Here is a 14,160-nt window from a genome sequence, read left to right as displayed (position 1 = left end):
TTATAATGTTACGCCAAAAAGCGTGTCGCAAATCTTTAAGCGGGATTGGCGCTGATGACAAGACATGCATTTTGTCCACCAAATCCAAAAGAATTTGAAAGAACAGTGGTAACTGGCATGTTGCGCTTTACGTTTGGCACTGTGTCCAATGGAATTGCAGGATCAGGATTATCATAATTGATCGTTGGCGGAAGGGTGCCAGATTTGATTGTCATAACTGAAAATACTGCTTCTACTGCGCCAGCAGATGTGAGCGTATGGCCAACCATTGATTTGTTAGATGAAACCGGAGTCGAGGCCATATTATCACCAAACACTGTCGAAAGTGCTAGATATTCCATCTTATCGTTCTCAGGTGTAGAGGTGCCGTGCGCGTTCACATAATCGACATCTGAACAATCAACACCAGCATCGGCTAGTGTCGCTTTTATTGCTGAAATTGCAGGTGCTGCATCTGGTGATGAGCGGGTTCTATGAAAATGATCAGCTTTTTCGCCACACCCTTTAATAACGCCATAGATTTTGGCTCCGCGATTTGTCGCGGCTTCTAATGATTCCAAAACTAGTGTCGCTGCACCTTCGGCAATTACGAAGCCATCTCTATCTTTAGAGAAAGGTTTTGAAGCCTTTTCTGGCGGATCATTCTGCGTAGATAAAGCTGACAATAGCGAGAAGCGTATGAGTTGTTCTGCATTAATTGAACCATCTGTAGCCACAGAAAGCGCACGGTCTGTACGACCTTGATGAATGGCTTCAACACCCAGCTGAATAGCTGTTACACCGGATGCACACGCAGTTGATAGAGTGATTGGCAATCCACGTGTACCGAATTTTGCAGCAAGTCGCTCTGATATAGCGCCATACTGGGCTGAATCATGCAGCTTTTCATTTGGTTTATCTTGTAAGAGGTTCAGTAATTGGCGATAGGCTGAACCTTCGCGCTTTTCGATTGGCACCTGGTTAGCCAAGTCAAAGCGCTGCTGCCAATCTGGTTCGGCGGGTGGGCCGGCTAGAAAAAGAGGTCCATTAAAATCCCCATTGATACCAGAATCTGCCACAGCTTCCATGGTTGCAGTCTCTGCAAGCTTATGGGAACGATTGACAATATTATCTTCTTCAATGTTGATAAAATCGATACTCCCACAAATATGCGTGGATAGCTCATGGGTGGAGAAACGTTTTATCGGATGTATGCCAGATTGACCTTCAGTCAATTTTGTCCAGTTTTCATCAACACCTTGCCCCAATGATGTGACGACACCCATTCCTGTAACGACAACAATTGGTCTGCCAAGGTGATCTTTAAATGCTGATGATGTCATATTATTCTACCTAAGCCTTTGAAAGTGTGGCGATGCCCTCAGAGCGGCGATGTCCAAATCCGGTAACAACGGCTTTCTGGGGAGGATTTTGCATATCTTGATCTAACTCGTCTGCAAATTTACCAAGCTTTTCATCATTGCTGAGCCCAACCGCTGCCAAAGCAATGCCTAGAGGGAATTGTGCCTCAACTGTGTGGCCAAATAAAGCGCTACTGGTTCTAACGGTCGAATCAGCAAATTTTTGATCAAGTAATGTCCGTTCTTGATTCGAAATTTCTCTCGCCCCTGACGCGCCAGATATTACGAGTGTTTCAGTATCATTTGTCGCTTGGGTACTCTCACAAAGATAATCTATGCGAGATTGCAGCGCTTTGTCATTACGTGGACCACAATCACCGGCAACATTATCAAGCTGAGCATAAATTTTCGCGCCACGTGCTTCTGCGTGTTCGCGAGATTCCAGAATAAGAAATGCTCCGGCTGTTCCAAGTGCAATTCCACCCTGTTCGCCTTTGCGTTGCCAAAATGGACGAATAGGTGTCTTTTCGAGCTCATTTATTGCTTCAAATATGAAAAGTACATCTTCCCGTTCTGCAACGAAAGCACCACCAACTAAGCAATGGGTTGATTGTCCGTGTTTAATTCGGGCATGGGCTGTTTCAATGGCAGAAACGCCTGAACCTTCTTCGCCCATAAAGGTGCGAGACGAACCGGTTACTTTATGAACGATTGAAATGTTTCCTGCCATCAAGTTTGATAGCTGGGCAAGAAAAAGCGTCGGGCGAATTTCGGTACCAAGTTTTTCGTTTAGCAATTCATCGACATTATTTGTTTCCCGAGCGCCTTCAACGATCATTGAGTCGACTTCAACATCGCGTTCGCCGCCGCCTGCGCAAACAATCATATCCATTGACCCTACGGCATCTGCATCCTCCTTAAGGCCAGCGTCATCTAGAGCCAAACCTGCTGCAAATACACCAAGCCTTTGCCAGTTTCCCATTTGACGTTGATCACCTTTACGGGGAATTTGTTCCGTCCAGTCAATTTCAGGAAGCTTGTGAACGGCGTAGGGAGAGAGGATCTCTGTATCGATTACAGGATCAATCTTAGTCGATGATGTCAAAATATTCTCGTGAGCTTTGACACCCACACCAAGTGACGTTACGAGACCAATGCCCGTGACCACAACATCAGTATTCTGAGCCGCTCTGTGAGCCATTTGAGGCTTCCTTCACTATGTTTGCTGGGCTGCGATGGCTTCGTGTAGGCCCAATTTTTCTGCGCTGCCAAGAACATTATCAAGAAATGGCAGTTCTTCAAAGGATCTTGTTTTAAATTTGAGTTGCGCATTGCATACTCTTTTACCCGCCGTTGTGATTGATGTCTTTGCGACGATAAACCCTGAACCTTCATGCTCGATCTGAGCTTTGATATCCAAAACTGTTTCCGGCTCGACAAACATGCGCATTTTTGCATTATCAACAGACATTAAAAATGGCATGATCTTGAAGTCTGTGACAGCGATAACCAATAGACCGACTGATTGTGCCATAGTTTCTATGAGTAAAACGCCTGGCACTAAAGGCAAACCTGGGAAATGCCCTTCAAAAACAGGGCTTTCTTTTGGCACGGTTGAGCGCATGCTTATAGTTTTCGCGCTAAGGTCTATAGCCTCAACGTGGTCAAGCATTTGGAAGTATTCTAATTGCATATGTTGTCGTCCGCCAATTGTTGGGGCTTTAATTAGCCCTTGGCAGCTCTAAGTTCATCAATTTTTGCGCAAAGATTTTTCAATACGAAATAATCTTCCGCATTTGCATTGCCGTCATTGATGTCTTGAGTCCATTTTTCCAATGGCGTTTTAATACCGAATTCTTTATCAATCGCAAAAACGATATCAAGGAAATCTAAGCTGTCGATTCCCAAGTCATCAACGGTATTGCTTTCCGGTAGAATTGTGTCGCGATCAAGTTCACTCGTATCAGCGATAATATCGGCAACTTTGTCAAATGTTTCAGACACGGTTTAGGACCTCATAAATTTATTGTTTCGGCGAACCTATAATCAAGTGCGCACAAAAAGCCAACGATTAATTCTTGTATTCAATGTTATTGGCCATAATTTGTGACTTTTTGTGGACCAGATTTGTAATTATTTGCAGACCAGAGGTTATATTTCTTTACAAGGCTTTTCAAATTCTCCTAAACACTTGGTAAGGGTAGTTCAATGAGTGGGTTGAGATTGACTCAAATACCACTTTTATGAGTGCGATTTGGAGGATTGAATGTCAGAACGTGAAAGTATGGAATTTGATGTAGTTATCGTTGGCGCGGGACCTGCGGGACTTTCTGCTGCTATTCGATTGAAGCAACTTGACGAAAATTTGTCCGTAGTTGTTCTGGAAAAGGGTGCGGAAGTTGGTGCTCACATTCTTTCTGGTGCTGTTGTTGATCCGGTTGGCATTGATAAGTTGCTGCCGAATTGGCGGGATGACGCAAATCATCCTTTTAAAACAGAAGTAAAAGATGATCATTTTCTGGTGCTAGGACCGGCAGGATCAGTACGTCTACCCAATATTATGATGCCCTCTTTGATGAGTAACCACGGAAACTACATAGTTTCATTGGGTAATGTGTGTCGTTGGTTGGGTGAGAAGGCTGAAGCGCTGGGCGTTGAAGTCTATCCCGGGTTTGCCGCCGCCGAGGTGTTGTATAACGATGATGGCGCGGTAATTGGCGTTGCAACGGGTGATATGGGCATCGGTAAGGACGGTCAACCTGGCCCAAATCATGAAGTGGGTATGGAGCTGCTTGGGAAGTATGTGCTTATTGGTGAAGGCGTTCGAGGATCGTTGGCGAAGCAGATCATTAACAAGTTTGAACTTGATAAAGATAAAGAACCTCAGAAATTTGGTATTGGTATTAAAGAACTTTGGGAAGTTAAACCCGAAAATCACCGAAAGGGCCTTGTTCAGCATTCATTTGGCTGGCCGTTGGATATGAAAACAGGGGGCGGTTCGTTTCTTTACCATCTTGAAGATAATCTAGTGGCTGTAGGATTTGTACTTCATCTCAATTACAAAAACCCTTGGATTTCTCCATTTGAAGAATTTCAACGCTTTAAAACTCATCCGACGATTGCGGCAGCTTTTGAGGGTGGTAAGCGATTATCTTATGGCGCTCGTGCCATAACCGAGGGTGGCTGGCAATCTGTGCCTAAACTCACGTTCCCAGGTGGTGCGTTGATCGGATGTTCTGCTGGATTGGTAAATGTGCCACGTATCAAAGGCTCTCATAATGCTGTGCTTTCGGGCATGCAAGCTGCGGAGAAGGTTGCTGCGGCTTTAGCTGCGGGGCGCGCGCAAGACGAGATCATTGAGTATGAAAATGAATGGCGATCAACCGAGATAGGCAAGGATCTCAAACGTGTTAGAAACGTAAAACCACTTTGGTCAAAGTTTGGTACGATCATTGGCGTTGGTCTTGGTGGCTTGGATATGTGGCTTAACAGCCTCATTGGGTGGTCACCATTTGGCACGATGAAACACGGGAAGCCAGACCATGCATGTTTAGAGCCAGCAGATCAGCATAAGGAAATTACCTATCCGAAACCAGATGGTGTTTTGACATTTGATCGGCTTTCATCGGTGTTTTTGTCAAATACAAACCACGAAGAAGATCAGCCTGTTCACTTGAAGCTTGGAGATGCTGATTTGCAGAAATCATCTGAACTTGCGATGTTTGCAGGCCCGTCTAATAGATATTGTCCTGCGGGTGTCTATGAGTGGGTGGAGGAAGATAATCAGCAAAATTTTGTGATTAATTCCCAGAATTGCGTGCATTGCAAAACTTGCGACATAAAAGATCCTAATCAAAATATTAATTGGACTGTGCCGCAGGGTGGCGAGGGACCTCTTTACCCGAACATGTAGCTCTATAATAGTTGCAGCACTGTATTTGTGATGAGCAGCCATAGGCTTGTAGAGATTATGGCTGCGCCGGTACCTATTGTTATTGATGTGGCGGCTAGTCGTTGCCCTGTACCAAATTGTTGAGAGACAACCCATGCATTTATTCCTGCTGGTAATCCAGCAATCGAAACTGCAACTTTCGTTGTAAAATCAGGCATTCCAACTAAAATTGCTACGCATAAAACAAAAGCTGGCATGAGCATCAGTTTGATGAATACAAGCGATAAAGCAGGTGCGATTTGTCCAGCGATGCCATAGCGGCTAACAGCCATGCCAAGTGCAAATAAAGCTATGGGGCCTACGGTTGCGCTGATGTTATCTATAAGCAAATTGGCAACTGATGGAGGATAGAAACCAATGATTTTTGCTGTAAATCCGGCGAGAACACCAATTACCAACGGGTTTGACAATAATTGACGAATGAAGTTTTTAAGTAGTTGAATAAAGTTGATAGCACCATCCGCCGCCCCATCACGTCGGCTTGCCCATTCGATTTGTATAATTGTAGCGGCGAGCATGACCGGCAGATGTATTGTCAGAATTTTAGACAAAACCGCCATACCATCCTCACCATAGACGCCACTGACAAACGGTATCCCGACAAGCACGCTGTTTGAAAATGCGCCAGTTACACCAGCAACGACACCTGCGCGCGCATCTCGCCTAAATGCTTTTTGAATTGTGAGGTGAGAGATAGCCCAAATACAAGCCGCTGAACCAAAATAAACTGACCAAAGCTGGATCACAGTTCCACTTTGAAAATCTGCATAAAGTGTATTTTTGAAAAGTAAAAGTGGAACACCTACTTTGTAGATAAAAGCGGTCAGATTATCACTGACTTCTGCTTTAAAGTAACTAAAGGCAACCGATATATATCCCAGTGCGATCAATGCGAATATATAGATAATGGTTTCAGTATATGCTGGCATTTAGTCGCTTTCGAGCGTAAGTTTCATTGAAATTATAGTTATCACCTAAAAAGGGCAAATGAATTTACACTTGATGCAGCATAGGGCCGGCAATCAAAAACAGGAAGAGGGATAAGCATTTAATTAAAAAGCCCGTGTCAGATTTATGTCATCTGATCACGAGCTTTAATTAGCCGTCCCCTGGCTTATTCTTAGGTTAGACCTAGTGCATCGTCATCCACTCGCGGGCTTGACGAAGCGCTTTTGCGAGGTCTGCTTTAGTCATTGTATTTGATAGTTCTGCGCGAAGGTCCGCCGCACGTTCCGAGCCTTTGATGGCAGCAATGTTTAGCCATTTATGTGCTGTGATCATATCAAGTTCGCAATTACGACCTGTTGCATACATAAGGCCCATATCGCAAAGGATATCGGCTGGTGCCTCACCGCCTGCTATTACATTATTTACTTCTGCCATTTCAAAACGTGCCATTTTACTTATCCCTGTCATTTGCTCCTTTGCGGAGCTTTATATTGTCCGGTTTTCCGGAATTTTCCCTGTTGCTCTTGAGGAGCATTACGCCTGTCATTTATGTGGACTTAGTGTCCTTGTCGCGCTGTTTTTCAACGCTTGTTTGATGGTTGTTAGAATGTCGGAATACTTTGAAAATGCTGTTAAATTGCATGATTAATTTCGGATAAACAAAATGAAAATATTTCGTAAATTTGTCATTTTGTTAAACATCAGAGTCACTCAGAATGCGCGAATTTCGATCAAAATTTACGATTGATTCATGAATGAATTTCAACCTTTGAGTAACCAAAGATTCCGAAGACAAAATACAGTTTTACTAAAATTGTCCTGAAAATTGGTGTGATTTGATTATCCACCTTGGGGTCTTGTTTTGCCTTTTTGCCAATAAATCCGACGTTGATCATCAGCCTGTTAACGAAACTGAACCGAACATGAATGGGTATCTCAGATTTTGTTCAGTTTCAGTCATCTATCTTCTCAATCATCGAAACAAGAATATCAATCGGATGAGGGGCTTTCGAAAATGACAATAGTTCTGGCGCAGCGCTTCACAATAATCGGACTGGCACTGACCGTGTTTGCAATGTTTTTTGTCTGGCAGGTTCGCGAGCAACAAATTTTGCGCCGACCATACCTATCTGGCGAACTGTTCGTCTGTGTTTCAGGAAAAGAACCAATTTGCAACATTCAAGATGTGAACGGAATAGAACAATGAGAACGCCAGCTAAACAAACTTTTTCTATTGTTTTTAGAGTTTCTCTTTTGATGGCGGTTTTAACTGGACCGCTTTGTGCAATGGCTCTTAGTCAAGACCGTGGTTTTGGCGACGATAGCAACGCCATTGGATTTGTTCTTATTAAAAGTATTCAACGCGGTGCATAATCTATTGTGAAAAAAGACACTGAGATGAATTCTGTTATTTTCCTGTCACCGTTATTCCGCTATAAGGTCACATGGATACACATTTACACACCAATTCTGACAATATACTTTCACCACAACGCGAAGAAGCTCAAGAATTTCGCAGTCCAAAAGATGCCGTTGCTGCATTGGAGAGGCTCTACAACAAGAATGTAGAGTTTATTCAAGATGCTTTTGAGAATTTTGTTCCCAGCGTTCGTAAATTTTATCGCGCTTATTATCCTGAAATTTGCATCAGCTGTCATACATTTGGCCAAACTGATCCGCGGCTTTCATTTGGGCATTTTTCGTCGCCAGGCGTTTACAGTGCGACAATAACTGATCCCACGCTATTTCGATCTTATTTGACTGCACAACTAGAAATCATTCAAGAGAACCATGATGTTGTGTTTGTGATCGGGGAATCGCATGTTCCGATCCCTCTGCATTTCGCAATTACCAGCGAAACCAGCGTAAGTTCGTCTAAGGGCGAGGAGTTTAAGCTTTCCTTGCGGGATCATTTTGATACGCCTGAGTTGGCTACAATGGATGATTCCATTGTCAATGGCACGTTTGAGCCAGAGCCAGGCGAGCCGAAACCTCTTGCACCATTTACCGCTCAACGTGTAGATTATTCTCTGGCCAGACTAGCTCACTATACAGCTACTCATCCAGACCATTTCCAAAATTTCGTTTTGTTTACGAATTACCAGTTTTACATCGATGAATTTTGCAATTATGCCAAAAACATGATGGCAAATGGGACGGGGGGCTATGATAGTTTTGTCGAGCCGGGAAATATTACCACATACCCAAATACGTCAAATACTAATTCTGACAAGCAAGTAAAATTGCCCCAGATGCCAGCCTATCACCTGACAAAGTCAGGGCATGGCGGTATAACGATGGTCAATATTGGTGTGGGGCCATCAAACGCGAAGACAATCACCGATCATATTGCGGTTTTGCGCCCTCATGCATGGTTGATGCTTGGGCATTGCGCAGGATTACGTAATAGTCAGCAGTTGGGTGACTATGTGCTGGCTCATGCCTATGTACGTGAAGATCATGTTCTAGATTCGGATTTGCCGCTGTCGGTTCCAATTCCTGCATTGGCGGAAATTCAGGTTGCATTGCAAGATGCTGTTGAGGAAGTGACCGGGTATGACGGTTATGACCTTAAACGTATCATGCGGACTGGAACAGTAGCGACAATTGATAACAGGAACTGGGAACTTCGAGATCAAAAGGGGCCTGTTCAGCGTTTATCTCAATCTCGTGCTGTTGCTCTTGATATGGAGTCGGCGACGATTGCAGCCAACGGATTTAGGTTTCGAGTACCTTATGGAACCTTATTGTGTGTTTCTGACAAACCATTGCATGGTGAACTGAAGATGCCCGGAATGGCAACCGAGTTTTATAAAACGCAGGTCAATCAGCATTTAAAAATTGGTATTCGAGCTATGGAGATGTTGGCAGATATGCCACCGGAACGGCTGCACTCTCGTAAACTTCGTAGCTTTGCTGAAACACCGTTTCAATAATTTTTGTCAGATGAATCCAAATAGAAATGTGAAAATATGTCTGTAAGGGTTGGGCTTCTTCAAACCGGCGACCAAGGTGAGGCGATTGCTGCAAAATATCGTTCAAATGCAGACCTGTTCAAAACAATGCTGGATGGGCAAGGTTTTGAATTCGATGTTTATGAGGTCAATCGTGGCAGGTTTCCAATAAGTGTGCATGCGGCGGATTCTTATTTAATCACAGGCTCGCAACATGGCGTTTATGAAAAGCTCACCTGGATATCAGAACTAGAACAATTCGTCCGAGATTGCTTTGTGGCAATCAAGCCCGTTGTTGGGATCTGTTTTGGCCATCAGGTAATGGCGCAGGCGCTCGGTGGTAAAGTTGAAAAATTTAAAGATGGTTGGGCATTAGGCAGACAAGAATATCGAGACTTTGATGGCAAAATCTTTCCAATAAACGCCTTTCACCAAGATCAAGTACTTGCAGCTCCTGCTGATTCTACATTAATCTTGACGTCGGACTTTTGTGCGTGTGCGGCGCTTTCATATGGGGAAAGGGGGCTGTCATTTCAGGGGCATCCAGAAATGGACGCTGAATTTATCCTCGACTTGCTCGACGTAAAAGCTGACTTGCTTGCGTCTCATCAAATTGCAACTGCTCGAGCAAGTTTGGAACCAATGATGGACGTAAGCACTATTACGTCTCAAATAGTTGATATGTTGACATCGCAAACTAAAAAATAATTCCAGATACGGATTTACTATGTATGCTCTTAAACAAGTTGGAACCAAGTCTATTTTATTCGTTATGGCTGCTGAGCCAGAATATGGGACGCAGCTTAAGCAAATCTTTAGTCCGCTAATGTGCGGCGTAGGTCCTGTAGAATCTGCCGTTGAGGTTACCCATGCATTAGCAGAGTTATCACTAAGGAATGACTTGCCGGATGTATTGGTTTCGCTTGGCTCTGCGGGATCGTCTATTTTGAAACAAGCGGAAGTCTATCAAGCGACAAGTGTTTCCTATCGGGATATGGACGCTTCCCCCCTTGGTTTTGAAAAAGGTAAAACTCCCTTTTTAGACCTGCCAGTTGAAAACGCGCTTCCATTCCTAATTCCTGGTGTACCCACCGCGAGATTATCCACTGGTGCTAACATCGTCTCGGGGGATGCATACAAAGATATTGATGCTGAGATGGTAGATATGGAATCGTTTGCAATCCTGCGCAGCTGTATGAAATTTGATGTTCCTATGGTGGCCCTGCGAGGAATTTCAGATGGGAAAGAGGAGCTGAAAAAACTGACTGATTGGACAGAATATCTTGATACTATTGATCAAAAACTTGCCCAAACGGTCGAAAAGTTGTTCAAAGTGATAATGTCAGGTGAAATTCTTTAACTGGATTAGCCTAACTTTCGTTCATGATCGTTGCTTCTATGAGTTGTTAGCTGTTGCGCAAGCGCCACTTATAAAGTCCTTTTCCTGTTGATATCTGTTTTACCCTTGTGATTAGGTTTAATGCGCATCATTTATAGTCTAATGAAATTTCTGTAAGCGGGATTGCCGCCTTTGCGTGGAGTGTTGTTGTTGTCAGCGTCGATAAGATTTCTATTTTTCTGCATTTTTTCATTATTGGCTTTGCCCGCGGCTAGCCATGCAGAAACCTTGTATGGCGCACTTACGCGTGCTTATGAGTCTAATCCAGATATTGAAGCTGCCCGTGCAGGATTACGCGCGACTGATGAGAGTATAGCAATCGCCAAAGCTGGTCGTCGTCCGAATGTAGCGGCTGAGGCAAGAGCTACATATTCTGATACAAATAATACGGTTTCAAAGACAGCCCAGGTTTCATTGACGGTTAAGCAGGCATTGTTTGATGGTTTTAAAACCAAGAATAGCATTTTGGCGGCGAACTCTCGAATTTTGGCTGGTCGTGCAACCCTTAAATCCACAGAGATGGATGTTTTGATAGGCGGTGTGCAAGCTTATGTTGACGTTCTTCTTAATCAGCAAATATCGAGTATTCGCAGACAGAACCTTGATTTTCTTGCTGAACAGCTAAATGCGTCAAAAGCACGTCTGAATGCTGGTGAAGGTACGCGTACCGATGTAGCGCAGGCACAGGCGCAGCTGGCGGCTGCACAAGCGCAGCTTACCGCAGCCAGGACAAATTTGCGGTCTTCTCGTGCGGTTTATAAGCAAATTGTCGGGCTTAAGCCCGCAAAGTTAAAAGTGCCCAAAATACCGATCAAGTTTATACCTAAGAATTTGAATTTGGCTCTTGGTTTAAGTATGCAGAACCATCCTGCACTTGCTTCTGCCAAGCACTTTATCGATGCTTCAGAATTTGATGTAAATGTCGCTCAAAGTGCCCTTTTGCCCGGAGTAAATCTCACTGGTGCTTTAACGGAAGCTGATGGCGGTGTGACGAGTGCGCAAATTGGCGCTCGCTTAACCATACCGATCTATGGTGGTGGCGCAAATGCAGCTGGTGTAAGACAATCAAAGGAAAGATTGGGCGAAGCGCGTATCAGGCTTGATTCTGTTCGTCGCCAAGTTGAGCAAATTGTTATCGATGCCTGGGTAAGCTTTAATTCCTCCAAAGCTTCCATAGAGGCTGGAAATGCAGAAGTTAGAGCAGCCCGCTTGGCTTTGTCTGGTGTAATAGAAGAGCGGAAAGTTGGTCAGCGCACAACGCTAGATGTTCTAAATGCCCAAGCCAGTGTTTTAAGTGCAAGAGAAGCTTTGGCACAATCCCAACGTAATACAATTGTTGCTGCGTATAATATTCTTTATACAACAGGCCAGTTGACTGCTAATGGGTTAAATCTGAATGCGAAAAGATACAATCCTGAAGCCCATTTTAAGCAAGTCGAAGACAAGTGGTTTGGTTTAAGAACCGTGACTAAGTGATTGAATAGTCTCTTTTCCACAGGCTATTAACAAGTATGATCAGTTTTGATCCGTTTTTTCTCCCAAAATTATGCTGTTTAGGGTACCCGCTGTTGTACTTGGGGAGATGCGCATGACTGATAATAAAAAAAATCCTGACCATCGATATGTAAATGATCTAAGGAGATTGGATTATACCCAATCTACGGCTTTGCGCCTTCGCAGTGTCATTATCCCTATTGGCATATCAGTTATATTTCTTGCGTTTATAGCTATTTTTGCTGGCACGCGGCTAACAGGCATATCAGAAGAGCCGTTGTTAATCGTTATAGCTGCCGTCATTGGCGGTTATATGGCCATCAATATCGGAGCAAATGATGTCGCCAATAATATGGGCCCCGCGGTTGGGGGCAAGGTGCTCACTGTATTCTGGGCCATCGTTATTGCAGCTGTGTGCGAGAGTGCAGGCGCCTTATTGGCTGGTGGTGATGTTGTTAAAACAGTATCTAAGGGGATTATTACACCAGGCGATAATATAAGTGTCATTGATTTTAGATATTTGATGCTTAGCGCGCTTCTTGCAGCTGCTGTTTGGATCAACCTGGCGACATTTGTTGGTGCTCCTGTTTCGACCACTCATTCGATTGTGGGTGGCGTCTTAGGGGCAGGGATCGCCGCAGCTGGTGTTGGCTTGGTTAATTGGAGTACGATGTCTGCTATAGCTGCGAGCTGGGTCATTTCGCCAGTTTTTGGTGCTGCGGTCGCTGCTGCGTTGTTGCTATTCATCAAGGTGAATATACTTAACGTGTCAGATCGGTTAGCCGCAGCCAAAACGTGGGTTCCCGTATTAATCGGTATTATGGCCGCCGCATTTGTTGCTTACATGGCTATGAAAGGTCTTAAAAAGATCTGGAAGCCCTCAATTGCCGAAATCGCTATTTATGCCCTCATAGGGTTTGTTCTTGCTCTCCTGGCTTCACGACCATATATTTTAAAGAAGATCTCAAAACTACAAAACAAGAAAAAAGATATCAATGGATTGTTTGATCTGCCGTTGATTATTGGTGTTGCATTTTTATCTTTCGCGCATGGCGCAAACGATGTGGCAAATGCTGTTGGACCGTTGGCGGCGATTGTTTCTACTATAGGTGAGGGCGCTGAATTTTCCAGCCAAGTGTCCATTCCTACTTGGGTGATGGTTGTTGGAGCTTTTGGTATTGCCCTGGGGCTCGGCCTTTTTGGTCCCAAGTTAATCGGTATTGTTGGTGAGAAAATAACGCGATTGAATTCACCGCGCGCATATTGTGTTGCATTATCGTCTGCCATTACGGTTTTGATAGCATCCGCACTTGGTTTACCAGTTAGCTCCACACACATTGCGGTGGGTGCTGTATTTGGTGTTGGATTTTTGCGCGAATATACCGAGCATCCGGCAAGACGCAAATATGGCGCAGATATCATCCTGAGTGATACAGCGGAGGATGCTATTGTTAATTCCAAAGCTCAACGTAAGCGAAGGTTAGTTCGCCGCCGTTTTGTGCTGTCCATTGCTGCTGCTTGGGTTGTTACTGTGCCTGCTTCTGCGCTTTTGGCTGCTCTGATTTATGCAATAACGCGGCTGTTTTAATCCAAGGGGTCAATTCTTCAAATTGGGCAAGAAGATTGTAAAAATCTTTGCGGTCAGCAAACCTCTGCACGTCCTTCATCGTTACCCAGTGTCTTTCGCGTTCGTCTTTTTCTGGCCAAGCATTGGACTGTGATTCCACTAAGAACGGATAATAGGTCACTGGTATCTTTTCGATCACACCATTCTTGGTTCGGCTAATGACAACAGTAATTGGAAAATCAGATAGGACAGTTCCGTTAATGCCGGCTTCTTCGAATGCTTCTCTATGGCAGACATCCTCATGGCTTTCACCATCTTTGGCGCGACCCTTTGGTGGGATCCATCGTCCTCGTGTTTTAGATGTGATAAAGAGCATCGCCATTTCGTTTTCAAAAATGTCGAATGGTAGAACTCCAACCCTGTGCATAATATTCCTCTATGTTGTCAAATTGCTCGAATCAATTCCCATAAGCATAACTATCATTTGAACCGATGCAAAATTGAGA

Annotated in this window: 15 protein-coding genes; 8 read left to right on the top strand and 7 right to left on the bottom strand. The window is 44.2% G+C overall.

The genetic code is table 11. From position 1 onward, the window contains the following. Positions 1-35 precede the first annotated feature (35 nt). The 4 genes from G3W54_RS07995 to G3W54_RS07980 are packed head-to-tail and all read right to left on the bottom strand — an operon-like array spanning position 36 to position 3,344. Positions 36-1,322 (bottom strand): beta-ketoacyl-ACP synthase, encoded by a 1,287-nt coding sequence (locus tag G3W54_RS07995; RefSeq protein WP_162652555.1) that lies wholly within the window; start codon positions 1,320-1,322, stop codon positions 36-38. Positions 1,323-1,332: 10 nt separating this feature from the next. Next, positions 1,333-2,541: a beta-ketoacyl-ACP synthase gene (locus tag G3W54_RS07990; RefSeq protein ID WP_162652554.1), complete on the bottom strand. Its 1,209-nt coding sequence runs from the start codon at positions 2,539-2,541 to the stop codon at positions 1,333-1,335. A gap of 15 nt (positions 2,542-2,556) precedes the next feature. After that, the gene (locus G3W54_RS07985) at positions 2,557-3,033 is read right to left on the bottom strand and encodes a 3-hydroxyacyl-ACP dehydratase FabZ family protein (protein WP_162652553.1); all 477 of its coding nucleotides are present in this window, start codon (positions 3,031-3,033) and stop codon (positions 2,557-2,559) included. 32 nt (positions 3,034-3,065) lie between these two features. Further along, the gene (locus G3W54_RS07980; RefSeq protein ID WP_162652552.1) at positions 3,066-3,344 is read right to left on the bottom strand and encodes an acyl carrier protein; all 279 of its coding nucleotides are present in this window, start codon (positions 3,342-3,344) and stop codon (positions 3,066-3,068) included. Positions 3,345-3,606: 262 nt separating this feature from the next. Here G3W54_RS07980 and G3W54_RS07975 point away from each other — a divergent pair, with 262 nt between their 5' ends. Next, positions 3,607-5,253 carry an electron transfer flavoprotein-ubiquinone oxidoreductase gene (locus G3W54_RS07975; protein WP_162652551.1) on the top strand — a complete coding sequence of 549 codons (1,647 nt, stop codon included), beginning with the start codon at positions 3,607-3,609 and terminating at the stop codon, positions 5,251-5,253. Positions 5,254-5,255: 2 nt separating this feature from the next. On the opposite strand, the gene G3W54_RS07970 is transcribed toward G3W54_RS07975, so the two are convergent. Next, a complete protein-coding gene (locus G3W54_RS07970; protein ID WP_162652550.1) occupies positions 5,256-6,221 on the bottom strand; it encodes an AEC family transporter in 966 nt (321 codons plus the stop codon). Positions 6,222-6,423: 202 nt separating this feature from the next. Continuing rightward, the gene (locus tag G3W54_RS07965; RefSeq protein ID WP_162652549.1) at positions 6,424-6,690 is read right to left on the bottom strand and encodes a sel1 repeat family protein; all 267 of its coding nucleotides are present in this window, start codon (positions 6,688-6,690) and stop codon (positions 6,424-6,426) included. 565 nt (positions 6,691-7,255) lie between these two features. On the opposite strand from G3W54_RS07965, the gene G3W54_RS07960 reads away from it, so the two are divergent. From G3W54_RS07960 to G3W54_RS07930, 7 genes are all read left to right on the top strand, one after another. Continuing rightward, positions 7,256-7,447 carry a hypothetical protein gene (locus G3W54_RS07960; RefSeq protein ID WP_162652548.1) on the top strand — a complete coding sequence of 64 codons (192 nt, stop codon included), beginning with the start codon at positions 7,256-7,258 and terminating at the stop codon, positions 7,445-7,447. After that, complete coding sequence (locus G3W54_RS07955; RefSeq protein WP_162652547.1) at positions 7,444-7,614, top strand: hypothetical protein; 171 nt, start codon at positions 7,444-7,446, stop codon at positions 7,612-7,614. Before G3W54_RS07960 ends, G3W54_RS07955 begins: the two co-directional genes overlap by 4 nt. A 71-nt stretch (positions 7,615-7,685) precedes the next feature. Then, the gene (locus G3W54_RS07950; protein ID WP_162652546.1) at positions 7,686-9,176 is read left to right on the top strand and encodes an AMP nucleosidase; all 1,491 of its coding nucleotides are present in this window, start codon (positions 7,686-7,688) and stop codon (positions 9,174-9,176) included. Between the two features lie 36 nt (positions 9,177-9,212). Next, complete coding sequence (locus tag G3W54_RS07945) at positions 9,213-9,902, top strand: type 1 glutamine amidotransferase (protein ID WP_162652545.1); 690 nt, start codon at positions 9,213-9,215, stop codon at positions 9,900-9,902. Between the two features lie 19 nt (positions 9,903-9,921). Next, complete coding sequence (locus G3W54_RS07940; RefSeq protein WP_162652544.1) at positions 9,922-10,554, top strand: 5'-methylthioadenosine/S-adenosylhomocysteine nucleosidase; 633 nt, start codon at positions 9,922-9,924, stop codon at positions 10,552-10,554. A gap of 189 nt (positions 10,555-10,743) precedes the next feature. After that, positions 10,744-12,069, top strand: coding sequence for a TolC family outer membrane protein (locus G3W54_RS07935; RefSeq protein WP_162652543.1), 1,326 nt, complete (start codon positions 10,744-10,746; stop codon positions 12,067-12,069). Between the two features lie 112 nt (positions 12,070-12,181). Continuing rightward, positions 12,182-13,675 carry an inorganic phosphate transporter gene (locus tag G3W54_RS07930; protein ID WP_162652542.1) on the top strand — a complete coding sequence of 498 codons (1,494 nt, stop codon included), beginning with the start codon at positions 12,182-12,184 and terminating at the stop codon, positions 13,673-13,675. On the opposite strand, the gene G3W54_RS07925 is transcribed toward G3W54_RS07930, so the two are convergent. Then, positions 13,614-14,081, bottom strand: a complete 468-nt coding sequence (locus G3W54_RS07925; protein ID WP_197742804.1) for an NUDIX domain-containing protein — start codon at positions 14,079-14,081, stop codon at positions 13,614-13,616. The genes G3W54_RS07930 and G3W54_RS07925 overlap by 62 nt on opposite strands. Positions 14,082-14,160: the final 79 nt, after the last annotated feature.

The organism is Lentilitoribacter sp. Alg239-R112 (genome assembly GCF_900537175.1).
Taxonomy (GTDB): domain Bacteria; phylum Pseudomonadota; class Alphaproteobacteria; order Rhizobiales; family Rhizobiaceae; genus Lentilitoribacter.
This window is presented reverse-complemented; position numbering and strand designations above follow the sequence as displayed.